Below are 23,914 nucleotides of genomic sequence, written 5' to 3' on the forward strand. Positions count from 1 at the left end.
CACGCGATGACATCTAGAAGAGAATTTTTCAAATATGCAGGTATTGCCGGTGGCGCGGTAGCAGCCACTGCTGTGAGTCGTGTAGCCATGGCAGCATTGCCGGAACCTGTTATTCAGTCATCTCCGCAAACCATGGCCCCCCTAGTGCCGAACAATGGTCAGCCCTACAACCCCGTCGTCACACTCAATGGCTGGACTTTGCCTTGGCGCATGAACCAAGGTGTCAAAGAGTTTCATCTGGTGGCGGAACCGGTAGTACGTGAAATGGCTCCCGGTTTTAAGGCGCACTTGTGGGGCTACAACGGGCAGAGCCCCGGTCCCACCATCGAGGTTGTGGAAGGTGACAGGGTTCGGATCTTTGTAACGAACAAGCTACCAGAACATACCAGCATCCACTGGCATGGCCAACGCTTGCCTAGCGGCATGGATGGGGTGGCTGGTCTGACACAGCCTGCCATTCAACCAGGCAAGACTTTTGTGTATGAGTTTGTGGCTCGACGGCCCGGTACTTTCATGTACCACCCACATGCAGATGAAATGACGCAAATGGCCATGGGGATGATGGGTTTCTGGGTAACGCATCCGAAATCTAAGCATCCAATGATTGACGAGGTTCAGCGCGACTTTTGCTTTCTTTTGAATGCCTTTGATATAGACCCAGGAAGCTATACGCCAAAAACAATGACGATGCTGGACTTCAACCTTTGGGCCTGGAATAGCCGCATCTTTCCGGGCATCGATACGCTCAACGTCAGATTGAACGACAAAGTTCGAATCCGCGTGGGCAACTTGACGATGACGAATCATCCGATTCATGTACACGGCCATGAATTTACTGTAACTGGCACTGATGGTGGTCCAACGCCCAAAACCACCCGCTGGCCAGAGGTTACAACTGACATTGCGGTTGGCCAAATGCGACAGATTGAGTTTGTTGCAGATGAGGAAGGGGATTGGGCATTTCACTGTCACAAGAGCCACCACACTATGAATGCCATGGGGCACGCAATGCCCAATCTGATCGGGGTTGATCATCGTGGAGTTGCGAAAAAAATCAACAAGCTAATCCCAGACTACATGGTCATGGGAGAGCGTGGTATGGCTGACATGACTGAAATGGAAATGCCTATTCCAGACAACACCGCTCCAATGATGACGGGTGAAGGGCCATTTGGCTCGGTTGAAATGGGCGGCATGTTCAGTGTGTTGAAAGTACGCAAAGATCAAAAGCCAGGGAATTACAAAGATCCCGGGTGGTTTAAACACCCAAAAGGTACGGTAGCACACGAATACACAGGTCCGCTGGCTGAGCCCGCTCGTTTTAAATCTGAAGGAGGTCAATCTATGCCGCGAGTGCAGAAATCTTCACCCGTCACAGAAGTTCAGATACGAAAACCCACGTCACACAACGGACATTGATCCATTTCCTTCAACTGGAGAAATTCATGAACAACAAGTTATTTCCGACATTTTTAGCCCTTTCCGCCCTTTCTTTGTCGGCCACTGTATTTGCTGGAGGCAATCACGCTGGCGGCCATAGTCATGACCACGAAGACTCGGCCATCGGGAAACCAGGCGTCGCAGCAAAAGCAAGTCGCAGCATCAACGTCGAGATGACAGACAACATGCGGTTCACTCCTTCAGACATAAAGGTCAAGCAAGGTGAAACAGTCCGCTTCGTTGTCAAGAACAACGGCCAGGTCAAGCACGAACTTAGTTTGGGAACTCAGAAAGAGTTGTTAGAGCACCTAGAGGTCATGAAAAAATTCCCAGATATGGAGCACGACGAACCGAGCAAAGTCACGCTGGAGCCTGGAAAACAGGGTGAGATCATCTGGCAGTTCACAAAGGCAGGGTCTGTAAATTTCGCTTGCCTGATGCCCGGCCACTATGAGTCTGGAATGAAGGGCGTGATCAAGGTTGGTAAGAAATAAATTCGACCTTAGCAAAGGAGCTCAAGACATGCAACACCAAGTTTCTGAATTGAATGCTGTGAGACGCACATTCGTTCTGAGTGCTATCGCATTGGGAGGTGCATTTTTGACCAATGCTGCTAGTGCTCGAACGACCACCATACAGGTCTGGAAAGACCCTAATTGCGGCTGCTGCAAGGATTGGATTTCCCATCTTGGAAAAAATGGATTTCAGGTAGCCGCTCTAGATCAAGGTAACAATGCCGCGCGCTCGCGTCTAGGAATGCCTCAGAAGTTCGCATCGTGTCACACAGCTCTGATTGATGGCTATGTCATTGAAGGACATGTTCCAGCAGAAGACATCAAACGGATGCTAGAAGAAAAGCCGCAGGCTCTTGGGCTAGCTGTTCCCGGTATGCCAATCGGATCGCCAGGAATGGATGGTCCAGCCTACGGAAAGAGGCGAGACGCCTATCAAGTTTTGCTGATTCAAAAAGACGGATCATCAAAAGTATTCAACTCCTACTTATGAGGACAACATGAAAACTATCCATAGAAAATTCGCAATTGCCGTCTTGACTATTGGCATGGCCCTGCCGTTGAGCAGTTTTGCCCAAGCCGCCATGGATCACAGCAAGATGAACATGTCACAAATGAATCCCGTCATGACAGATGGGGAAGTCAAGAAAGTTGACCTTGAAACGGGAAAGGTCACGATCAAGCACGGTGAGATAAAGCACTTAGACATGCCTAGCATGACCATGGTGTTCACGGCCAAAGACAAGACTTTATTGACCAACGTCAAGCCTGGCGAAAAAATTAAGTTTATGGTGAGCAACGAAGGCGGCAAGATGGTCTTGACAGACATACAGCCAGCCCGATAGGAATACACCGAAGCGGTGTGCGGTTGCTGCCTACGCGATCATCAGATTTGCGCAAGTGGTTTTTTTCAAACTTGGTAAGGAGTAAGTCATGACCAATATTCGCAACTCTCTGATTGGATTTTGTGTAGCAGCGGCCTCAATAGGCACTCTTGCTCAAACCTCCGATGAGCACAAAGATCATCACCCAGCGGGCACAACCCAACCTGGTGCTGCATCCAAGAAATCAACGGCTAAAACCATGAATGCCGACAGGATGGCAGCGATGGATAAACAGATGAAAAACATGCAAGCCATGCATGAAAAGATGATGTCTGCAAAAACGCCTGAGGAACGTCAAGCACTTATGGCAGAGCACATGAAGATGATGCAGGACGGAATGGGAATGATGAAGCAAATGGGCGCTATGTCCGGCATGGGCGGCATGGAAGGCGGCAAAGGAATGAATGGCAACATGGCTGATCGTCAGCAGATGATGGAAAAGCGTATGGAAATGATGGAGTCCATGATGCAAATGATGATGGACCGCATGCCCGATGCAACGGTTAAATAATATTTTTTCCTACTAGGAGATCCTTTATGGAACATCCACATGAAGGTCATGAGGCGCCACCGAGCTTTTGGACCACGCGCTATGCGATTGGACTGCTGGTAATTGGAGGGGTAGCGGCCTACTTCCTACTCACGGAGCATCTGGCCCACGTAGTGGGTGCTTTGCCATTTTTGCTGTTGCTAGCCTGCCCCTTGATGCACGTATTCATGCATAGCGGTCATGGAAGCCATGGACATCACCACCATGATTCCAGCAGTTCAGAACCACGCAAACCAGGAGAACCATCATGAACCACTCAGAATCGGCTTATGGCTTGTGGTCTTTGGTAATTCTCAATTCAGCGATCTTCATCATGTTCGCCTTCAGTTTCTTCAAGCCAGCTACTGGACGTGACTGGAGGACCTTTGGCGCCTTCGCGGCGTTTGTCGTTGCTTTGTTTGTTGAAATGTATGGTTTTCCGCTGACCATCTATCTAATGTCGGGCTGGCTGCAAACTCGGTTCCCAGGACTTGATTTGCTTTCCCATAACTCGGGACACCTGTGGTCGACACTACTAGGCGAGAAAGGAGATCCACATTTTGGAGTTTTGCACATCGCCAGCTACATATTCCTTGGCTATGGCTTCTATTTGCTTTCTACAGCTTGGCATGTCCTGTACCACGCTCAACGGCGTAACTCTCTGGCCACCAGCGGTCCTTATGCACGCATTCGGCATCCGCAATATGTAGCCTTTGTGATGATTTTGCTTGGCTTTCTCCTGCAATGGCCCACGTTACTGACCTTGGTCATGTTTCCAATTCTTCTTCTCATGTACGGTCGACTGGCTGTTACTGAAGAAGAGGAGATGCGATCTCAATTTGGTGACGTGTACGACCTATACGCAAAAAGAACTCCTCGCTTTTTTCCGAATCTTTCCCCGTCATCTGGCACACCCAAAGACTAATCAGCATTGAATCATTGATGTGTATTTAAATCAATGAACCACATGAAAGGACACATCAATGAAAACGATTGAATTGACAGTAGAGGGCATGACATGCGGATCATGCGTAAAGCATGTCAAACAAGCATTGCAAGCTGTTCCTGGCGTGGTACATGTCGAGGTGGATCTATTAAGTGGCCGAGCCAGAGTACAGGGCGACTTGCAAGCAGGAAGTACCTCGCTTATCGCTGCTCTGGCCGAAGAAGACTACGTCGCGAACATCGCAACCGAGTCTTCTCCTGCGACTGCAACTACCAAGCCCGGGTGTACATCGCAGCCTAGAAACTCAGGTCGCTGCTGTTGCGGCTAACCTGAAAATTCACAATCACTTTGGAGTAATCAGCATGCGCAAATTATTTATTCTCCTGATATCAGTCTTTGTCCTTACTCTGAGTGGTTGTGGGTACAACACTTTCCAAAATACTGACGAACAAATCAAGGCCAGTTGGGCAGAAGTTCTGAACCAATACCAACGACGCGCAGATTTGATCCCCAATCTGGTGAGCACAGTCAAAGGGGAAACTAAATTCGAGCAAGACACCCTGATCAAAGTGGTGGAAGCACGAGCCAAAGCCACCTCGATCCAAGTGAATTCGGAGCTAATCAACGATCCGGCTGCTTTCGCAAAATTTCAACAGGCACAAAGTCAGTTGTCAGGCGCGCTCTCTCGCCTGCTGGTGGTATCTGAGAATTATCCCAATCTGAAAGCCAACCAAGCATTCAGAGATTTGCAGGCACAGCTGGAAGGCACCGAAAACCGCATCACGGTGGCACGAAATCGGTATATCAAAGCAGTTCAAGAATACAACGTGACAGTCAGGTCCTTCCCATCAAATCTGACCGCAATGGTCTTTGGTTACAAAGAGAAGGCCAATTTCACTGTGGAGAATGAGAAAGAAATCACCAAGCCCCCCTCTGTAAATTTTGATAGCGCTCCGGCTGCGAATCAAAGCTCCACACCCGGGATCACCAAATGATTGGTAAAGGAGTGATATACCGCTTTCTGATAGCCTGCTGGCTATCGTTGGCACTTTTCGCTCCTTACGTTGCCAAGGCGCAGGTTGCGGTGCCGCCCCTAGTGGGGCATGTTACTGATCAAACCGGCACACTCACACAAGATCAGAAGACCGCACTGGAGCAAACCCTGTCAGCATTTGAAGCCCGCAAGGGATCTCAGCTGGCGGTATTGATCATTCCAACCACCGCTCCTGAGGGCATCGAACAATATGCACTGCGCGTAGCCGAGCAGTGGAAGCTGGGTCGGCAGAAGGTGGATGATGGCGTTATTTTGGTGGTGGCCAAAGATGATCGGACTGTACGTATCGAAGTCGGCTACGGTCTAGAAGGTGCCTTATCTGATATCACCAGTAAGCGAATCATCAGTGAAGTTATCGTTCCCCATTTCAAGCGAGGCGATTTTTTCCAAGGACTTCAATCGGGCGTTGGACAAATCATCTCTGTAATCGATGGTGAACCACTACCAGAACATCAACGCCACTCCAAAAATTCCGATCAAGGACTTCGTCAACTTGTCCCCTTCTTGTTGATTGTGTCTTTAGGTGTCGGCAGTGTATTGCGCAGTGCATTCGGAAGAGTTGGCGGTTCACTCGTCACGGGTATGGTCGTGACTGGCCTTGCCTGGTTGGTTGTCGGATCACTGCTTCTCGCCATCTTCGCTGGCATTGCCGCTATGTTCGTCACGCTGATCGGGGCGTCTACGGTGCTTCACGGATTAGGCGGTATGTCAGGGGGTGGGCGTCATGGATGGGGCGGCGGCGGATTTCGAGGTGGTGGTGGCGGATTCGGCGGCGGCGGCGCATCGGGAAGGTGGTGACTATGCCAATCAAACGTATCTTTCAACATTTGCTGTTCTCAGATTGGCAGGTCCACCGTGCTTTTAAACGTGAAAGCCTTGATGCCATCACAAAAGCGATTCATAACAGTGAACATTTGCATGGCGGTGAGATTCGCTTGGCGATAGAAGGTGGCTTAGACGGCATTCGTCTTCTCAAGGGCCAATCATCTCGCGACCGCGCCATCGAGGTGTTTTCTCAGCTAAGAGTTTGGGACACTGAACACAACAATGGTGTCTTAGTTTATGTACTGCTTGCTGATCGTGCGGTGGAGATCGTTGCCGACAGGGGAATTCATATCAAGGCTGGCGATGAATGTTGGCGGTCGATATGTCAAACCATGCAAGACCATTTCTCCAGATCAGAGTTCGAGACAGGTGCATTAAAAGGAATAGCGGCAATTGCGAATGTGATCGGCCTCCATTTTTCCGCTCATGAAAAGCATGAAAACGAACTTCCTGACGCACCCGTCATGTTGAATTTTAAAAACTAAAAAATACTATGAATGAAAACCAACACGACCCTCACGCCCACGAACACGAACACGGGCACGTTCACCACAACCCAATAGAACATCCCGACGCGTCTTCTTCTGAGAAATCTAGTAAGAGCAACACCACGGACCTAAAAGATCCTGTTTGTGGAATGACAGTAACCAGGCAGGCTGCGTATCAATCTGTACACATGGGAAGCACATTTTTCTTTTGCGGGACCAAATGCAAAACGAAGTTTGATGTCAACCCCATGTTGTACATGAGCGGAAACGCTGAAAAGTCGCAAATGACATCTGCTGCCGCAGGAACAATCTATACCTGCCCTATGCATCCTGAAATCCGGCAGGATCATGCAGGAAATTGTCCCAAGTGCGGCATGACACTCGAACCGCTTTTGCCTGAGTTGGAAGAAGACGAAAACCCCGAGTTGCGTGACTTCCAAAGACGCTTTTGGTGGACGCTTCCACTCACCATCATCGTGACATTTTTGGCGATGGCTGGCCACCGGTTGAAGTGGTTTGACATGTCTGTGCAAAGCTGGATCGAATTTGCGCTTTCACTGCCAATCGTTATATGGGCTGGCTGGCCATTTTTCTCTCGAGGCTGGCAATCTGTTGTAAACCGCAGTCCCAATATGTGGACACTGATTGGCCTGGGCACCGGTGCAGCCTTTGTTTACAGCGTGGTTGCCACTGTGGCACCGCAGGTATTTCCAGACTCCTTTATTTCGATGGGCCGAGTCGCTGTGTATTTCGAAGCAACGGCTGTCATCATTTCACTAACCTTGTTGGGACAAGTTCTTGAGCTCAAGGCTCGCTCTCAGACTTCTGCTGCAATCAAATCACTTCTCGGGCTGGCCCCTAAGACGGCACGTCGCCTGCGTCCCGATGGCTCTGAGGAAGACGTTCCATTAACGCATGTGCATGTAGGAGATTTGCTACGCATTCGCCCCGGCGAAAAAGTTCCAGTTGATGGAGTAGTGACCGAGGGCAGTAGCGCCATCGATGAATCCATGCTGACCGGTGAACCCGTGCCAGTGTCTAAGCGAGTTGGCGACAAGGTGATTGGAGCAACTCTCAACACCAATGGCTCTCTCGTGATGCGGTCTGAAAAAGTCGGCGCGGCCACCATGCTCTCTCAAATCGTTCAAATGGTGGCCCAAGCGCAACGCTCCAAAGCACCGATGCAACGAATGGCTGACACCGTAGCGGGGTGGTTCGTGATGGCAGTTGTCAGCGTTGCCTTGCTCACTTTTTTTGCTTGGGGCCTGTTCGGTCCCGAGCCAAGCTGGGTTTATGCCCTGATTAACGCAGTTGCAGTTCTGATCATCGCCTGCCCCTGTGCGCTGGGCCTGGCCACACCGATGTCCATCATGGTCGCCACCGGGCGTGGTGCCACCCATGGCGTTCTTTTCCGCGATGCCGCTGCAATTGAGAATCTGAGAAAAATTGATACCCTGATCATCGATAAAACCGGCACGCTGACGGAGGGTAAACCGGCGTTTGATCGCGCGGTGGCTGCCCAGGGTTTTAACGAAATAGAGGTGCTGCGCCTTGCGGCCAGCCTGGACCAAGGCAGCGAGCACCCACTGGCCGATGCCATCGTGCGCGCGGCCCGCGAACGTCATCTGTCTTTGGACAAACCTGAGAACTTCGAGTCGGGTTCAGGAATTGGCGTGCGAGGTCAGGTTGGAGGACGACAACTGGCTCTGGGCAACACGGCATTGATGGAGCAGCTTGGTGTGGCTGTCCAGGCACTGGTGTCACAGGCGGAGTTATTGCGGTCAGAGGGAGCAAGCGTAATGCATCTGGCCGTTGATGGGCAACTAGCAGGCTTGTTAGCCGTGTCTGATCCGATCAAGGCTAGCACGCCCGAGGCTCTGGCCACTCTCAAGGCTGCCGGTCTGCGTATCGTCATGGCGACAGGTGACGGCTTGACCACTGCCCGCTCAGTTGGCGAACGACTTGGAATCGACGAGGTGCATGGTGAAGTCAAGCCCGCAGACAAACTGGCTCTCGTGGACCAGTTGCAAAAACAAGGCCGTATCGTAGCGATGGCTGGCGACGGTATCAACGACGCACCTGCACTGGCCAAGGCCGATGTCGGCATCGCCATGGGAACAGGCACTGATGTGGCCATGAACAGTGCCCAGGTGACTCTCGTAAAAGGTGATTTGCGCGGGATTGCGGTAGCCCGCACGCTCTCACAGGACACTGTGCGCAACATGAAACAGAACCTGATGTTTGCTTTTCTGTACAACGCGTTGGGGATTCCTGTTGCGGCGGGTGTGTTGTATCCATTGACTGGCTGGCTGCTGTCCCCATTGATCGCTGCGCTGGCCATGAGCTTCAGTTCGGCCTCGGTGATCGGCAATGCCCTTCGCTTGCGTCGTGGTGAATAAGACTAAAACCAGGTTATGAAATAGTCAGTGTAGGTCATCAGGTTACATGAATGTAATCTGGCCATCATCTTCACAACAGGTACATATTTAGAAAATGAAATCGTTAGTCTGACCAAGCGCAGGCCAGCGACATTTGAAGCCAATTGGAATCTGTGCAATGAATCAAAGCTACCACCGCTTTACTGAACTCTTTTTGCAGTTGGGTCTGCCATCCGATGTTGATGGCATAAAACATTTTCTAGAGAACCATAGCCCACTTGACCCATCTATTCGTTTGGAAAACGCGCCCTTTTGGACGCAGGCGCAATCTACCCTGCTACGTGATGAAATACTCCAGGACGCAGACTGGGCCGAAGTTATTGATCAGCTGAATGCGGCCCTACGGCGAGGAAAGCAATGATTAACTTCAAATCGGCCATCGCTGCAGCGTGCTTCACTCTCTTTCTTGCCCCAACGAGCTACGGCCAAGATCTACAAATTGGTAGCAATTTGCAAGGATTACTAAAGCTAGCCAAGGAAAGAAATCCTGACTTAGCCAGCATGAGCTTTGATGCGAATGCTGCATCTGAAAGAGTTATACCTGCCGGGTCACTCCCAGATCCTAAATTTCGCACTGAGTGGCGTGACATCACACGTATGGGAGAACAGGGACCCACCCTTTCACCCAGTCGTGTTGGAAGCACGCGCTACTTGCTAATGCAAGACCTCCCTTGGTTTGGCAAGCGTGAACTAAAGCGTGAAACAGCTGAAGCCCTTTCTGAAGCAGCGAAAGTACGTGTAACAAGTACTTGGCTTGAGTTGGCCTCGAAGATAAAAACAACCTACGCACAACTCTACTATTTAGATCAAAGCGAACGCTTGACCCAGGAAATTTTGGATCTAATGGTTCGTTTAGAAAAAGTGGCTCAGGTTCGGTATGCAAGTGGGCTGGCTGCTCAGCAAGACGTTATCCGGTCTCAAGTGGAACAAACCGCTATACGCAGTGAGTTGATTTTCATTGAGTCGGAGCGTCGTCAATTGCAAGCGAGGTTGAATGCTCTGACAGGCAGGCAAGCCGATGAACCACTAGCAAGACCAACACAAATTCGGTCTCTACCTACGCCGGAAGTTTTGAATTTTTCAGCCTTAGAACAACGTGTTCGTTCGAACAATCCACTCTTGCAAGTTGAAGGTGCACAGATCAAAGCGGCGGAAAAGACACGTGAACTTGCTTATAAAAATCGATTTCCTGACTTCACTGTGGGCGCGTCACCCATTCAATACGGCAACTCAGTTCGCGAATGGGAGTTGATGGTTGAAATCAATATCCCACTGCAGCAAGGCGCTCGTCGAGCACAGGAAAGAGAGTCTGACGCCATGCTTTCCGCCTCACGCTCCAGACGAGAAGCGATAAACAACCAAGTCCTGGCTGATCTTTATGAAAACGTTACAGGATTTGAGTCAGAGCGACGCTCGCTCACTTTGACAACAGAAAGTCTTCTACCCCAGTCAGAGTTGAACTTCCGGTCGGCTCTTGCTGGATATGAATCAGGAAAAGTTGACTTTGCGACACTTCTGGATGCTCAAAAGCAAATCCGCCAAGCCAAGTTGAATCAAGTCAAGGCAGGCATCAATGCACAAATGCGTCTCGCGGATATCGAGCGCATCGTAGGAGAAGAATTATGACAACTGCCTTGAAGTTGGGCATGGCGGCGGTATTCGTTGCAACCTTGACAGCAAGTGGAGGATATTGGTATGGGAAACAGCAAGCCATTGTTCATAAGGATGGTAGTGCTGAAACAAATACGCTAGCCAAGAGTGCTTCTGAAGCACGAAAAATACTCTTCTACCGGAATCCGATGGGGCTGCCCGACACCTCGCCCACGCCCAAGAAAGATCCTATGGGCATGGACTACATACCGGTCTATGAGGGAGAGCAGGAATCGACACTCGGTAGTGCAAATTTGATTCGTATCAGCACGGATAAAGTTCAAAAGCTGGGCGTGCGCGTCGAGGCAGCAAGCACGCAAGCTCTGAACAAGACCGTGCGTGCAGCAGGACGAATAGAGCCTGACGAGCGCCAGACCTTCACCATTGCTCCCAAGTTTGAGGGCTATGTAGAACGTCTGTATGTCAATGCAACGGGTCAACCGGTTGGCAAAGGCCAGCCACTATTCGATGTGTACAGTCCCGAATTGGTCTCCGCTCAGCGTGAATACGCCATTGCATCGCAAGGTGTTGATTCCTTGAAAAGTGCCAGTGAAGAAGCCCAGCGAGGCATGCGTGAACTGGCGGACTCCAGCTTGTCAAGACTACGCAACTGGGATATCTCGGATGAACAAATCACGGCTTTGACCCAATCTACAGCGACGCGTCGCACATTAACGCTGCGTTCACCAGTTTCGGGCATCGTTACCGAGAAGAAGGCCGTTCAAGGCATGCGTTTTATGCCGGGAGAAATGCTTTACCAAGTTACCAATCTGGCCTCTGTATGGGTGATTGCCGATGTCTTTGAGCAAGACATCGGTCAGATTCGAACCGGTGCCAAGGCCACTGTGCGGATCAACGCCTATCCAGATAAGCAGTTTTCGGGGGCAATTACCTATGTTTACCCGACCCTCAAATCGGAGACGCGAACCGTTCCGGTTCGCGTGGAGTTGTCGAATCCACATGGACTTCTCAAGCCCGGCATGTTTGCGCAGGTCGAACTGCCCGTAGACAGCAAGCGTTCTGTGCTAACCGTTCCTACGTCCGCCGTGATTGATAGCGGGACTCGTCAAATCATTCTTGTTCAAGTGCAGGAAGGACGCTTCGATCCAAGGGAGGTCAAGCTTGGCGCGCGTAGCGATGATCGCATCGAGGTTCTGGAGGGCGTGCGAGATGGCGAGATGGTAGTTGTTGCTGCGAACTTCTTAATTGACGCCGAAAGTAACCTCAAGGCTGCGATCGGGGGGCTGGGACATTCGGGACACGGGGCGGCAGCTTCTAAAGGAGGATCGGCAGAATCCAAGACCACGGCATCCGTAGGTCATCGTGCAGAAGGAAAAATCGAGGACATCGATACCAAAAGTGGTTCGCTGACGATCGCACACGGTCCGGTATCCACCCTTAAATGGCCTGCCATGACCATGGAATTCAAGGTTGCAAATAGCAGCCTGCTATCTGGTCTGAAGCCTGGAATGTCTTTGAGCTTTGAGTTCGTTGAGCGTGGCCAGGGCGAATGGATCATCACCGCCATCAAGCCTGTCACGGCAAGTGCGGCCAATCCACACACTGGTCACAACTGATCTTTGGGGGACACCATGCTTGCAAAGATCATTGATTGGTCAGGACGAAACCGTTTTTTGGTCCTGCTTGCTACTTTGTTCGTCGTTGTTGGCGGTGTATTCGCCGTCATCAGGACACCACTGGACGCGCTTCCCGATCTGTCTGATGTTCAGGTAATCGTTTACACAGAGTACCCAGGACAAGCTCCGCAGGTGGTTGAAGACCAGGTCACTTATCCACTGACCACAGCCATGTTGTCGGTTCCGAAATCGAAAGTCGTTCGGGGCTTTTCATTTTTCGGCGCGTCCTTTGTCTACATCATTTTTGAAGATGGCACCGATATTTACTGGGCGCGTTCACGGGTACTGGAGTATTTGAACTTCGCGTCCAGTCGCATGCCCAAGGGGGTGACGCCACAAATCGGTCCTGATGCAACCGGGGTGGGCTGGGTTTACCAGTATGCCGTGCTGGCCAAGGACAAAACCCTGGCTGAACTGCGCACCTTGCAAGACTGGTACCTGCGGTATCAACTCACAAAAGCACATGGGGTCGCCGAAGTGGCTTCCATCGGTGGGTTTGTCCAGACTTACCAGATCACTGTCGACCCTGTAAAACTCCGCGCCTACGGCGTTCCTCTGGCCAAAGTGTCTCAGGTGGTGCGCGAATCCAACCGAGATGTTGGTGGCCGTGTGGTCGAAATGGCCGAAACTGAATACATGGTTCGGGGACGTGGCTACCTGCGCGGCGTTTCGGATATCGAGAATCTTGTCGTCAAGTCCGACAAGGGAACGCCAGTGTTGGTGCGAGATATTGCACGAGTTGAATTGGTTCCTGATGAGCGGCGCGGCATCACTGAACTCAACGGTGAGGGTGAGGTCGTCTCCGGCATCGCCATGTCTCGTTACGGTCAAAATGCCCTGGAGGTAATCCACAACCTCAAGGAAAAGATCACGGAAGTCTCAGCAGGATTACCGGAGGGGGTCAGCATCCAAGCGGTGTATGACCGCTCTGATTTGATTCACCGCGCGATCGACACTCTCAAGCGCACGCTGCTGGAGGAAAGTCTGATCGTTGCCTTGGTCTGCGTTGTGTTTCTGATGCACGTTCGCTCGGCTCTGGTGGCAATTTTGATGCTACCTGTGGGGGTGTTGATCGCTTTTATTGCCATGCGTCTGCTGGACATGAACTCGAATTTGATGAGCTTGGGAGGTATTGCCATCGCGATTGGTGCCATGGTGGATGCAGCCATCGTGATGATTGAGAACGCTCACAAGCATCTGGAACGCTTACCCGAAGACCACGATAACGCGCAACGGGTTGAGGCCATGATCACTGCGTGCAAGGAGGTGGGACCAGCATTGTTCTTCTCGCTTTTGATCATCACCGTGTCCTTTTTGCCCGTGTTCACGCTTGAGTCGCAGGAAGGACGTCTGTTCTCACCGCTTGCCTACACTAAGACCTTCGCCATGGCGGGGGCGGCAATGCTTTCGGTGACACTGGTGCCTGTACTGATGATGCTGTTCATCCGGGGAAAAATCATGCCGGAAGCTAAAAATCCGGTGAATCGCTTCTTGATCTGGGTGTATCGCCCGATCATCGCTGGCGTGATGCACAAGAAAAAGCTAACCGTTGGCGTAGCGCTCTTCGTGCTGGGAATTTCGCTATATCCAGCCAGCAAGCTCGGATCCGAATTCATGCCGACACTCAATGAAGGCACGTTGCTTTACATGCCAGCGTCGTTACCAGGCATGTCGATCACCAAGGCTGCCGAGTTGTTGCAGACGCAGAACAAGATCATCAAGAGTTTCCCTGAGGTGGCTTCGGTGTATGGCAAAGCTGGCCGGGCGAACACGGCCACGGACCCGGCACCGACAGAAATGTTTGAAACGGTCATCAACCTCAAGCCAACCTCTGAGTGGCGCAAAGGTATGACGACCGACAAACTGATTTCCGAGATGGACAAGGCGTTGCAGTTCCCGGGCGTATCAAACGCTTGGACCATGCCGATCAAGGCGCGCATCGACATGCTGTCCACCGGCATTCGTACACCGATTGGCATCAAGGTCTTCGGCAAGGATCTCAACGAGATGGAACGTTTGGCCCGCGAGATTGAAACGGTGGTCAATCAGGTTCCAGGCACCACATCTGCATTTGCCGAACGTATCACTGGCGGCTTCTACCTGAACATCGAACCAGATCGCGCACAACTGGCGCGCTACGGACTGGCTGTAGGTGACTTGCAAGAGGTGATCGGTACCGCGCTTGGCGGAGACATGGTGACCACCACCGTTGAAGGACGTGAACGCTTTGGAGTGACAGTCCGTTACCCTCGCGAACTTCGTTCAGACCCGCAGCAAATTGCACGGGAAGTTCTTGTGCCCACCATGGACGGTGCAATGGTGCCTCTGGGACAGGTCGCTCGGGTTGAGGTGGCCAAAGGTGCACCAGGCATTCGTACTGAAAACGCGCTGCTATCCGCCTACATCTTTGTCGACATTCGTGAGCGTGACATCGGCAGTTACGTTGCGGATGCCCGTAAGGCGGTAAACGAACAGGTCAAATTTCCTACTGGTTACTACGCGACTTGGAGCGGGCAGTTCGAGTCGATGGAGCGTGCTGTACAAAAGATGAAGCTAGTTGTTCCTGTAACGCTGCTGATCATCTTCTTGCTCCTATATCTGAATTTCAAGCGATTAACCGAGACACTGATCGTCATGCTGTCAGTTCCCTTCGCGCTGGTGGGCGGAGTCTGGCTGATGTGGTTGCTCGGATACAACTTATCTGTGGCAGTTGCGGTCGGCTTTATTGCACTGGCTGGCGTAGCTGCTGAGACTGGAGTGGTGATGCTGATTTATTTGGATCATGCATGGGAGGAAATAAAGGAAAGACGCATCTCTGAAGGAAAAATTCCTGATACCAATGATCTATATCAAGCAGTCATGGAAGGTGCTGTAGAGCGGGTTCGCCCCAAGATGATGACTGTAGTTGCCATCATGGCGGGCCTATTACCCATCATGTGGGGTACTGGTACGGGCTCTGAAGTTATGAGCCGCATTGCGGCCCCGATGGTGGGCGGAATGATTTCCTCAACTGTGCTGACGCTGGCAGTTATTCCCGCGCTTTATGCTTTGGTTAAAGTTCGGGAGCTCAACTCAAAATGAGTTTTTATTCTCCTAGAGAATTTGACTTGCTTGTGTATTGACCAAGCGGAAACTGCAATCCTGAGCAGTCGCATGTCCGTGAAGAAAGCGATAGGTCACTTCTGATGTTCCTCAAGAAATGAAACTGCTATTAGCGCAACAACTCCTCCCGTGATCGCCACGTCGGCGATGTTGAACGCAGGCCAGTGCATACCACGCAAGTGAAAGTCCAGATAGTCGACGACCTGCCCGCGTGCGACGCGGTCAAAGCCATTGCCGACGGCACCGCCTAAGATCAGGCTGTACGCCAAGGCCTCAAGACGGCGCACCGGTTTGCTCAGCATCCAGGCCAACCATATTGAAGCCCCCAGTGCGATCGCAAGGAAGAACCAGCGCTGCCAACCTCCGGCGCCAGCCAGAAAGCTAAAAGCCGCGCCCGGGTTCAGAACATGGACCAGATTGAAAAACGGTGTCACTTCAAGTGACCAGCCCAGCGGCGTGGTCAGATCAATGAGACTCTTAGTGGCTTGGTCGATTGCAAGCACGATGAACGCCACGGAATACCAATAGGATTTGCGATTCGGATACGTCATTACTACTTTTCAATTTCGAGGACATCGATGCTTGGCACCGCATGTGACGGCGGCCAGTGCAACTTGAAGGGGCATACGGCTGCGTGAATATCCGGTAGTCAAAAGTGCATCAGCAGCCAGCGGCCTGAACCTGCGCAGCGATTCGAATTGGTGGCATCAGCACATCTCGAAGAGGTTAAAGCAGACGCTCCTTAACTTGATCATCAAATTCATCAAATCATGCATGACAGGAACTTTCACAGGCCAAGTCAGTGCAAGCGACACCGAAAAGTTGTCGCCTACAAAGATGGTTCCGTCAAGTCGCTGCCTTTCCGCAATGAGCACAGAACTTCGCCCACGCTTGCAGGGTCGTTCCGCATTGCGTGCACGCAGAAGGAACTAACGTAGTTCCGCACTGCTGGCAGAAACGAGCCCCTAGCGCGTTCAGCGCCTTGCAGTTCGGGCATGCAACGCCGGCGTTGCCTCCTCCGCTGGTTGGAGGTCCGCCGCTTCCGTACCCACCGCCATAGCCGTGGCGATCACCGTGATGCGCCCCACCATGGTGGCCGCCACCCTGATGACCACCGAAAAGTCTGTCAAAAATACTCATTTATCTTTCCTCTTTCAAGAACGCCTTACAAGGCCGCTAAGGCCAACCAACGGATCTCATCACAATTTTTCGAAACATTCGCACTCGCTAGGGCAATGCAAAGAAGTGCCAAGAAGGTCGTTCTCCGCCCTTACGTCACTTCAGAACAAATCGTGCCGTCGCTGCCTTGCTTGCAAGATTCACCTGCGCGACAACCTTCGTACCGGGCGCGACTTTAAAACTGCCTTTTGCTTCAAGCTTGTCACCCGATGGTTTCAAATCAATCTCTTGCTTGTCGCTACCTGAGAGCAAAGTGATTTTTGCTGTTGCCCTGCTGACATCAACTGGTTTCCCGTGATCTCGCACGTACAACTGAAGCACATCGGGCTTGGCCACGAGCTCGTAGTCCATATCCTTGATTTCCGTGACCAAACCTCCATGGAGAGGCTTGTCTCCATGACCATGGTCATGTTTGTCCGCAGCAAATACGACGCCTGATGCCATCAACATCAAAGCGAAGGTGGTCGAAATCAGTTTCATGAGTTTTCCTTTCAAAAGTACAGGTTAAGAATCAGATCTAAAGACTGGCTTATGAATTCTGCGAAGCAGCCGCAGCCTGCGGATGCACCGGTTCGGCAGTGACGTCCTCCAATTCCTCGTCCGGACGATGGGCCAGCCGATACAGAATCGGAAGCACGAGCAGCGTCAGCAATGTGGAGGACAGGATGCCGCCAATCACCACGGTGGCCAAAGGACGCTGTACCTCCGCGCCGGTTCCCGTGGCGATTGCCATTGGAATGAAGCCCAACGATGCCACCAAGGCTGTCATCAATACAGGGCGCAAACGAGTCAACGCTCCCTCACGGATGGCTGCGTCCAATTGGGCTCCCTCTTCTCGCAAGCTGCGGATGTAAGAAATCATCACGAGGCCATTGAGCACTGCAACACCTGACAGGGCGATAAAACCCACTGCGGCGGAAATCGACATTGGAATGTCACGCAGCCACAGCGCCAAAATGCCGCCGGTCAACGCAAATGGAATGCCGGTAAATACCAGCAGGCCATCCTTGACGTTGCCGAACATTGCAAACAGCAACACGAAGACCAGGAGCAACGACACAGGGACGACGATTTGCAATCGCTGTGTCGCGGACTGCAGGTTTTCAAATGTGCCACCCCAGCTCGTCCAGTAGCCTGCGGGAATCTTGACCTGCGCCAAAGCAGCTTCCGCGTCGGCCACAAAGGAACCGACATCACGGCCACGCACGTTTGCACTCACCACAATGCGACGCTTGCCGTTCTCGCGGCTAACCTGATTAGGCCCCGGTGCCAGCTCGAAGCTAGCCACTTCGGCCAGTTGGATGAAATTGGTTCGTCCTTCGACGCCGCCCGAACCGCGTGGCAAAGGAATCGGCAAACGTTTCATGCTCTCAAGGTCGTTGCGCAAGGACTCTGGCAAACGAACAAGGATGTCGAATCGACGGTCACCTTCAAACAACGTACCGGCCTCACGCCCCCCGATGGCCGTGGCCACTGCATCCTGAATATCAGCCACGTTTAGCCCGTAGCGCGCGGACTTCTGACGATCAATGTTGACTGTGAGCATCGGTAATCCGGTCGTCTGCTCCACCTTGACTTCTGACGCACCAGGGATTTTTTGCAACTTGGACGAAACCTCTTCGGCTGTCTTGTTCAAGACGTCCATGTCGTCCCCGAAGATCTTCACCGCCACGTCGCTTCTCACCCCCGAGATGAGTTCGTTGAATCGAAGTTGGATCGGCTGGGAGAACTCGTAGTTGTTACCCGGTATCTTGCCCACGACCTCCTGCACGGCGGCCAGCAACTCGTCACGAGACTTCCGCGGCTCGGGCCACTCAGACATTGGCTTGAGCATGATGTAGCCATCAGAAATGTTCGGCGGCATGGGGTCGGAGGCAATTTCCGCCGTTCCAGTGCGCGCAAAGACACGGTCGATCTCTGGAAATTTGGCTTTCAGCGTTGCTTCCAGTTGCTGCTGCATCGCCACCGATTGCGACAAACTGGTGCCAGGAATGCGCAAGGCCTGAATAGCGAAGTCTCCTTCGTTCAAGCTGGGCACGAACTCACTGCCCATGCGCGTTGCGATCAAACCGCACAACACCACTGCCACGGCTGCGGCAGCCAACACAACAGCCTTGGCTGCCATCACGCGATCTAGCAAGGGACCGTACCAGCGCTTGGCTTGCACCATCAAGAAGTTTTCCTTTTCGCTGACACGGTTGCCAATGAACAGTGCGACCGCAGCCGGAATGAAGGTCACCGACAAAATCATGGCTCCCACAAGCGCCGCCACCACCGTGAACGCCATCGGATGAAACATCTTCCCTTCGACGCCGGTCAGGGCAAAGATGGGCAAGTACACCACCATGATGATCAACTGCCCAAATAGCAGCGGGCGACGTGATTCCTTGGATGCAAGGAAAACCTCGTGAAAACGTTCCGCCCGAGTCAATGGCCTGCCGTAGTGAGCTTGCGCATGGGCAAGACGGCGAACACAGTTTTCGACGATCACCACCGCACCATCAATGATGATGCCGAAGTCCAGTGCGCCGAGGCTCATTAAATTAGCGCTGACCTTGTAGCTCACCATTCCTGTGAAGGTGAACAGCATCGATAAGGGAATCACGGTGGCCGTGATGATGGCGGCGCGGATGTTGCCGAGGAACAAGAACAGGATCACGATCACCAGGATCGCGCCTTCTAACAAGTTCTTTTTGACCGTGTTGATGGCCTTATCCACCAGGACGGTGCGGTCGTAGACGGTCACCGCATGTACACCCTCGGGCAGGCTGCGGTTGACCTCGATCATCTTCTTGTCGACGGCTGTTGATACCGTTCGGCTGTTTTGACCGATGAGCATGAAGACGGTGCCCAGCACCACTTCACGGCCGTTGTCAGTAGCAGCACCGGTGCGAAGTTCACGTCCGATGCCGACCTCGGCAACATCACGCACCCGAATCGGCACGCCACCCGCACTGCTGAGGATGACATTGCCGATGTCCTCAAGTGTCTTAACCTGCCCGGGGGCTCGAATTAGGTACTGCTCACCTCGCTTTTCGATATAACCTGCGCCCACGTTGCCGTTGTTGCGATCCAGAGCCGTCACAATGTCCTGCAGGGTGACGCCCAACGAGGCCAGTCGCTCGGGTATCGGTGAGATTTGGTATTCCTTTGCAAAACCACCAATCGAATTGATTTCCGTCACGCCGGGCACATTGCGCAACTGTGGCTTGATGATCCAGTCTTGAATCTCGCGCAGATCGGTGGCCGTGTAGGGCTGGCCATCAGGTTTTTTCGCACCATCCTTGGCCTCGACTGTCCAGAGGTAAATCTCACCCAAGCCTGTCGATATGGGCCCCATCGCAGGAGTGATTCCGGGAGGCAGTTTGTCGCGGGCCTCCTGGATGCGTTCATTGACCAACTGGCGCGCGAAGTAGATGTCGGTGCCGTCCTTGAAGATCACAGTCACTTGCGACAGCCCGTAGCGAGACAAGGAACGGGTCTGCTCCAGATTGGGAAGACCCGCCATCACGGTTTCAATCGGGTAAGTCACCCGCTGCTCGGTTTCCAGAGGGGAATATCCCGGCGCTTGGGTGTTAATCTGCACTTGGACATTGGTGATGTCCGGGACGGCATCGATAGGTAACTTTTGGTAGTTGAACACGCCGATGGCAGCCATACCAAAGACCGCCAGCAACACCAACCATCGGTGCTCAATGGCTGCGCGAATAAGTTTTTCAAACATGTATGTCGCTCCGGTATCAATGGGTGTGTTCGGCAGAGGCTTTGCCAAGCTCTGACTTCACGACAAAACTGCCTGCCGACGCATAAGGTGCCCCGGCTCTGAGCCCTTGCAACACCTCGACACGCTTGCCATCACTGCGGCCCAACTGCACAGGCTGAGCGATGAATCCCCCATTCACCTTCAGGAATACGACCGGCTTGTCGCCAACGGTCTGAATGGCATCACTGGCCACTGTCACGGGTACGTCAGCCTCTAAGGAGGTCACTTCCACGTTGACAAACAGCCCAGGACGCCAAGCACCTTTCGGGTTGGACAAGACCACTCGGGCTTTGGCCATACGGGTTTGTTCGCCAATCAGCGACCCAACAAAGGTGATAACGCCAGTAGCGCTGGCATCGAATGCAGTGGCCTTGATGGTCACTTTTTCGCCGACTCTGACCAGCGGCAAGTCCTTGGCTGGCACGTTGATTTCAGCCCAAACCTGCCCCAGATCGGAGACGGTAAACACGGCAGCATCCTCCTTGACGGCTTCGCCGAGGCTGAGATGCTTTTCAATCACTAAGCCATCGAAGGGCGCACGCAATTCAAAGCGGTTAAGCCCCCCCTTAGAAACGGTGGCTAGGCCCAAAGCGGAGAGCTTCTGTTGAGCGTTGGCCACAGCTACTTCAGCCTCGTGCAGCGCTTGCCCTGCTTGCAGGTAGTCCTGCTCTGCGGAAATCTTTTGCTCCCAGAGCCGCTTTTCACGCTCAAACGTGGTACTGGCCAAGGTCAGGCGCTTTTGCGCTGTTTGCAACTCGCTGCGCTGCTCAGACGCAGCCGGGCTGGCAATGACGGCCAGGACCTGCCCCTTCTTGACGGCTTGTCCCAAGCTGGCCTGCACGCTCTCGACCACACCCGCAATGCGCGGGACAACGTGCGATGTCCGGTCTTCGTTCAAGCGAATTTCCCCCGGCATTAGCAGGGCTGTCTTGATTCGTGCAGCCCCTGCTGTGTCGATGCCAATAGATGCCGCTTTAATTTGCGCATCACTGAGTTCGACTTTCCCCTCTTCTTGTTTGAGAACGAACATGAAGGGTTCGTTGGCTGTCTGGGCAACGATGTTGATCTCGAACGCGTGCGGCTCCGGCACGACCTCCCGGCTCAACAGGCTGTCTTTTTCAGTCGCGAAATTGAGTGTCTGTTTCTCTCCGGTCAAACGCGTGATGGTCGCGCTGACCTTTGCAGCGCTGGTGGGAAGAGGCTTGCCTTTGTCATACAACCAGACTCGCAAACGAGGCTCACCGCCTTCCTCAGCGAGTAACGCTTCCAGCCCGAAATCCCCCTCCTTGAACAGCTTGCCTCCATGCGGCCCCTTGGTCGGGGCCTCGTGGTGTTCGCCGTCCGCATGACCCTTGTCGTGGTCGTGTTTGTCTCCACTCTCCTTGCCGTGATGCTCACCATCACTGTGTGCCTTGGCTTCAACGTGGCTGCCGTGACCGTGGCCGTCATCTTCGGCTGTCTTGGTTGCTTTGCCGCCGAGAATGGCGCTGCCCAGTACAACGCCCGTCGCAACGATCACGGCGATGGCGATCAGATGCTTCTTGCTGACATTCAGTTTGTTGGTATCGATTTTCATGTTTATTCCTTATTCGCTGGCTGGGTAGCATTTGCGCCAGATTCGCCGAGCACGCGGTCAATGTCCGCAGCCGTGCGATGCGCCTCAGCCAATGCTTTGAGGTATTGAGACTTGGCGGCAAAGTAGGTGCGCTGTGCGTCCAGCACTTCCAAGAAGTTGAACTTGCCGTTTTCAAATCCGACGGTGGCCGCGTCGTAGGCACTTTTGGCCCCAGGTAAAACATCTTGTTGCAAGACGTCGACTTCCCTACGAATGGATTCCAGCCGCTCGCGGGCTTGCAATACGTCCGTGCTGACTCGTATGTTCAAAGCTTGGAGTTCGTCCCGCGCCTTGTCTTCGCGCTTCAACGCTTCCAACAAGTTCCCCTGATTGCGATCAAACAGCGGCAAGGGGACGGAAACACCGAACAGCAGTTGATCGCGCTGCAGTTCGGTGGGGCGTTTCACCCCTAGGCTGAATGTGACGTCGGGTATCCGTTTGCTGCGCTCTACATCGACCAACGACCTGCGGCGCTCAACCTCCAGCTGCATACGGCGCAGCGTTGGCGAAGTGGACAGGCGCTGCTGGACGTTGTCGAGCGAAGGGACAGCCGGAAGCTCTTCCACGTTGCCCGACACGAGAGTAAATCGCGGTGGGTTGGCCCCTAGCAAACTGGCCAAGCGTGCCCGAGCATTGCGTTGCTCGCTCTGGGCCTGTGCCAATTCGACTCGCACACCTGCTTCGGCTACCCGTGCCTTGGTTTCTTCGACCGGCGAAACCTTGCCAGCTGCCACGCGTTTGGCAACAGCATCGGTAGCGCGTTTTGCCAGATCGACACTGGCCCCGGCCAATGCTGCGCGTTCCTGTTCCGCCAAAGTCTCGAAGAAGGCAGCGACCACGGCGGCACGAATTTCGACGCGGCGCAAGTTCAGTTCTTCGACCGCAATGTCGCGTCCTCGCTCTGCCGTAGTGATACGGGCGGCGCGCTTGCCACCCATTTCGACGGGCAGATTGATCTGCACACTTTGTGTGCGGGTCGCTGCCCTCTGGTCTTCCAGTGAGTACGCCAATTCGGGATTGGGGCGAGCTTGCCCCTGGATCACCTGACCTTGCGTTGCCTCGATTTCCCGCCTTGCGACAGCCAAGTCTAGATTGCTGTCCAGGGCTAAATCGATGGCCTTTTGCAGCGTCAGGATCGTTGCCGCTTCGCTCTGCAAGCCGTTTCTGACGGCTGAAGGATTGTCTTGTGCTGCTGGCAACGCCTGAGCGAAAGCTGCCCCTGCAGCGAGCGCTACGAGCAAACTCGTCGCAGCCGCAACTTTTGAGGTGCGGAGGACAGAGACTGACTTCCGTCGTTTTTGATTTTGATGACTCTTCAACATCCGATTCTCCAGTGATATTCAAATACACGAGGGAATCGGCGGAGAGCGATCCAAATGATCGCCTACGACGCCATCACATTAACCGCACGAAGTCGGCTTGACACGGTCACGCTCTAGCCGTATCCGTACATTGGGATGACGAAGGGAAAGGAACGCGCTCCCCACCGATCAGGCGAGGACGTGCCACTGAGGGCGTTCGAGGCGTTCAAAAGGGGGCGACGTGAGACGAGCCCCGTACTCTGCTGTATCCAGAGACGAGTCGGCCAGCGATGCAATCGCTACTGCCCCAAGCAAGGCCGACAAACATCCTGCGTGACAGGATGCGCAATCGGGGTCGCCACCGATGGTCTTGACTGAATCGGAAGATGCGTCTTTGCCATCCGCAGTCTTGTGCTGATGGTCATGGTGACCAAAGTGCTTGGCTGAGGTACCGGTTTCGTGTTGGCAATAGCTGGCTGCAGCCGCCCAGCTAAGCTGTAGCGGCACAAATACCAACAAAAGGATTGCCAACCATTTACGCATATGATCAA

At 53.1% G+C, this 23,914-nt stretch carries 23 protein-coding genes; 16 read left to right on the plus strand and 7 right to left on the minus strand.

From position 1 onward, the window contains the following. Positions 1–6: 6 nt before the first annotated feature. The 16 genes from C5F52_RS26925 to C5F52_RS27000 all read left to right on the plus strand — a co-directional run bounded on the left by C5F52_RS26925 (position 7) and on the right by C5F52_RS27000 (position 15,484). Positions 7–1,419 (plus strand): multicopper oxidase family protein, encoded by a 1,413-nt coding sequence (locus tag C5F52_RS26925; protein ID WP_104801529.1) that lies wholly within the window; start codon positions 7–9, stop codon positions 1,417–1,419. Between the two features lie 26 nt (positions 1,420–1,445). Next, positions 1,446–1,934 (plus strand): plastocyanin/azurin family copper-binding protein, encoded by a 489-nt coding sequence (locus C5F52_RS26930; protein WP_104801530.1) that lies wholly within the window; start codon positions 1,446–1,448, stop codon positions 1,932–1,934. Between the two features lie 28 nt (positions 1,935–1,962). Further along, complete coding sequence (locus C5F52_RS26935; RefSeq protein ID WP_104801456.1) at positions 1,963–2,445, plus strand: DUF411 domain-containing protein; 483 nt, start codon at positions 1,963–1,965, stop codon at positions 2,443–2,445. A gap of 7 nt (positions 2,446–2,452) precedes the next feature. After that, positions 2,453–2,797: a copper-binding protein gene (locus tag C5F52_RS26940; protein ID WP_104801457.1), complete on the plus strand. Its 345-nt coding sequence runs from the start codon at positions 2,453–2,455 to the stop codon at positions 2,795–2,797. Between the two features lie 88 nt (positions 2,798–2,885). After that, entirely contained in the window at positions 2,886–3,347 is a 462-nt protein-coding gene (locus C5F52_RS26945; RefSeq protein WP_104801458.1) for a hypothetical protein, read from the plus strand. 26 nt (positions 3,348–3,373) lie between these two features. After that, the gene (locus tag C5F52_RS26950; protein ID WP_104801459.1) at positions 3,374–3,637 is read left to right on the plus strand and encodes a DUF2933 domain-containing protein; all 264 of its coding nucleotides are present in this window, start codon (positions 3,374–3,376) and stop codon (positions 3,635–3,637) included. Continuing rightward, positions 3,634–4,290, plus strand: coding sequence for an isoprenylcysteine carboxylmethyltransferase family protein (locus C5F52_RS26955; RefSeq protein ID WP_104801460.1), 657 nt, complete (start codon positions 3,634–3,636; stop codon positions 4,288–4,290). The genes C5F52_RS26950 and C5F52_RS26955 overlap by 4 nt, the downstream gene beginning before the upstream one ends. Before the next feature lie 58 nt (positions 4,291–4,348). After that, the gene (locus tag C5F52_RS26960) at positions 4,349–4,639 is read left to right on the plus strand and encodes a heavy-metal-associated domain-containing protein (RefSeq protein ID WP_104801461.1); all 291 of its coding nucleotides are present in this window, start codon (positions 4,349–4,351) and stop codon (positions 4,637–4,639) included. 34 nt (positions 4,640–4,673) lie between these two features. Then, positions 4,674–5,306, plus strand: a complete 633-nt coding sequence (locus tag C5F52_RS26965) for a LemA family protein (protein WP_104801462.1) — start codon at positions 4,674–4,676, stop codon at positions 5,304–5,306. After that, entirely contained in the window at positions 5,303–6,163 is an 861-nt protein-coding gene (locus C5F52_RS26970) for a YgcG family protein (protein WP_104801463.1), read from the plus strand. The genes C5F52_RS26965 and C5F52_RS26970 overlap by 4 nt, the downstream gene beginning before the upstream one ends. Before the next feature lie 2 nt (positions 6,164–6,165). Continuing rightward, positions 6,166–6,675 (plus strand): TPM domain-containing protein, encoded by a 510-nt coding sequence (locus C5F52_RS26975; protein WP_104801464.1) that lies wholly within the window; start codon positions 6,166–6,168, stop codon positions 6,673–6,675. Positions 6,676–6,683: 8 nt separating this feature from the next. Next, positions 6,684–9,077 carry a heavy metal translocating P-type ATPase gene (locus C5F52_RS26980; protein WP_104801465.1) on the plus strand — a complete coding sequence of 798 codons (2,394 nt, stop codon included), beginning with the start codon at positions 6,684–6,686 and terminating at the stop codon, positions 9,075–9,077. A 157-nt stretch (positions 9,078–9,234) separates the two neighbouring features. Beyond that, the gene (locus C5F52_RS26985) at positions 9,235–9,477 is read left to right on the plus strand and encodes a DUF2789 domain-containing protein (protein WP_104801466.1); all 243 of its coding nucleotides are present in this window, start codon (positions 9,235–9,237) and stop codon (positions 9,475–9,477) included. Then, positions 9,474–10,742, plus strand: coding sequence for a TolC family protein (locus tag C5F52_RS26990; protein WP_104801467.1), 1,269 nt, complete (start codon positions 9,474–9,476; stop codon positions 10,740–10,742). The genes C5F52_RS26985 and C5F52_RS26990 overlap by 4 nt, the downstream gene beginning before the upstream one ends. Next, a complete protein-coding gene (locus C5F52_RS26995; RefSeq protein WP_104801468.1) occupies positions 10,739–12,343 on the plus strand; it encodes an efflux RND transporter periplasmic adaptor subunit in 1,605 nt (534 codons plus the stop codon). Before C5F52_RS26990 ends, C5F52_RS26995 begins: the two co-directional genes overlap by 4 nt. A 15-nt stretch (positions 12,344–12,358) precedes the next feature. Then, complete coding sequence (locus tag C5F52_RS27000; protein WP_104801469.1) at positions 12,359–15,484, plus strand: efflux RND transporter permease subunit; 3,126 nt, start codon at positions 12,359–12,361, stop codon at positions 15,482–15,484. Positions 15,485–15,579: 95 nt separating this feature from the next. Here the strand turns inward: C5F52_RS27000 and lspA are convergent, their stop codons facing one another. The 7 genes from lspA to C5F52_RS27035 all read right to left on the minus strand — a co-directional run bounded on the left by lspA (position 15,580) and on the right by C5F52_RS27035 (position 23,894). Then, positions 15,580–16,056, minus strand: a complete 477-nt coding sequence (gene lspA / locus C5F52_RS27005; RefSeq protein ID WP_104801470.1) for a signal peptidase II — start codon at positions 16,054–16,056, stop codon at positions 15,580–15,582. A 295-nt stretch (positions 16,057–16,351) separates the two neighbouring features. Further along, complete coding sequence (locus C5F52_RS27010; protein ID WP_104801471.1) at positions 16,352–16,645, minus strand: zinc ribbon domain-containing protein; 294 nt, start codon at positions 16,643–16,645, stop codon at positions 16,352–16,354. Between the two features lie 135 nt (positions 16,646–16,780). Beyond that, the gene (locus tag C5F52_RS27015; protein ID WP_104801472.1) at positions 16,781–17,164 is read right to left on the minus strand and encodes a hypothetical protein; all 384 of its coding nucleotides are present in this window, start codon (positions 17,162–17,164) and stop codon (positions 16,781–16,783) included. A gap of 49 nt (positions 17,165–17,213) precedes the next feature. Beyond that, positions 17,214–20,408: a CusA/CzcA family heavy metal efflux RND transporter gene (locus C5F52_RS27020; RefSeq protein WP_104801473.1), complete on the minus strand. Its 3,195-nt coding sequence runs from the start codon at positions 20,406–20,408 to the stop codon at positions 17,214–17,216. A gap of 16 nt (positions 20,409–20,424) precedes the next feature. After that, the gene (locus C5F52_RS27025) at positions 20,425–22,023 is read right to left on the minus strand and encodes an efflux RND transporter periplasmic adaptor subunit (protein WP_104801474.1); all 1,599 of its coding nucleotides are present in this window, start codon (positions 22,021–22,023) and stop codon (positions 20,425–20,427) included. Between the two features lie 2 nt (positions 22,024–22,025). Further along, on the minus strand, positions 22,026–23,384 hold the full coding sequence (locus C5F52_RS27030) for a TolC family protein (protein ID WP_104801475.1): 1,359 nt from the start codon (positions 23,382–23,384) through the stop codon (positions 22,026–22,028). Between the two features lie 168 nt (positions 23,385–23,552). After that, a complete protein-coding gene (locus C5F52_RS27035) occupies positions 23,553–23,894 on the minus strand; it encodes a hypothetical protein (protein WP_236658025.1) in 342 nt (113 codons plus the stop codon). Positions 23,895–23,914: the final 20 nt, after the last annotated feature.

It is taken from the genome of Limnohabitans sp. TS-CS-82, assembly GCF_002943475.1.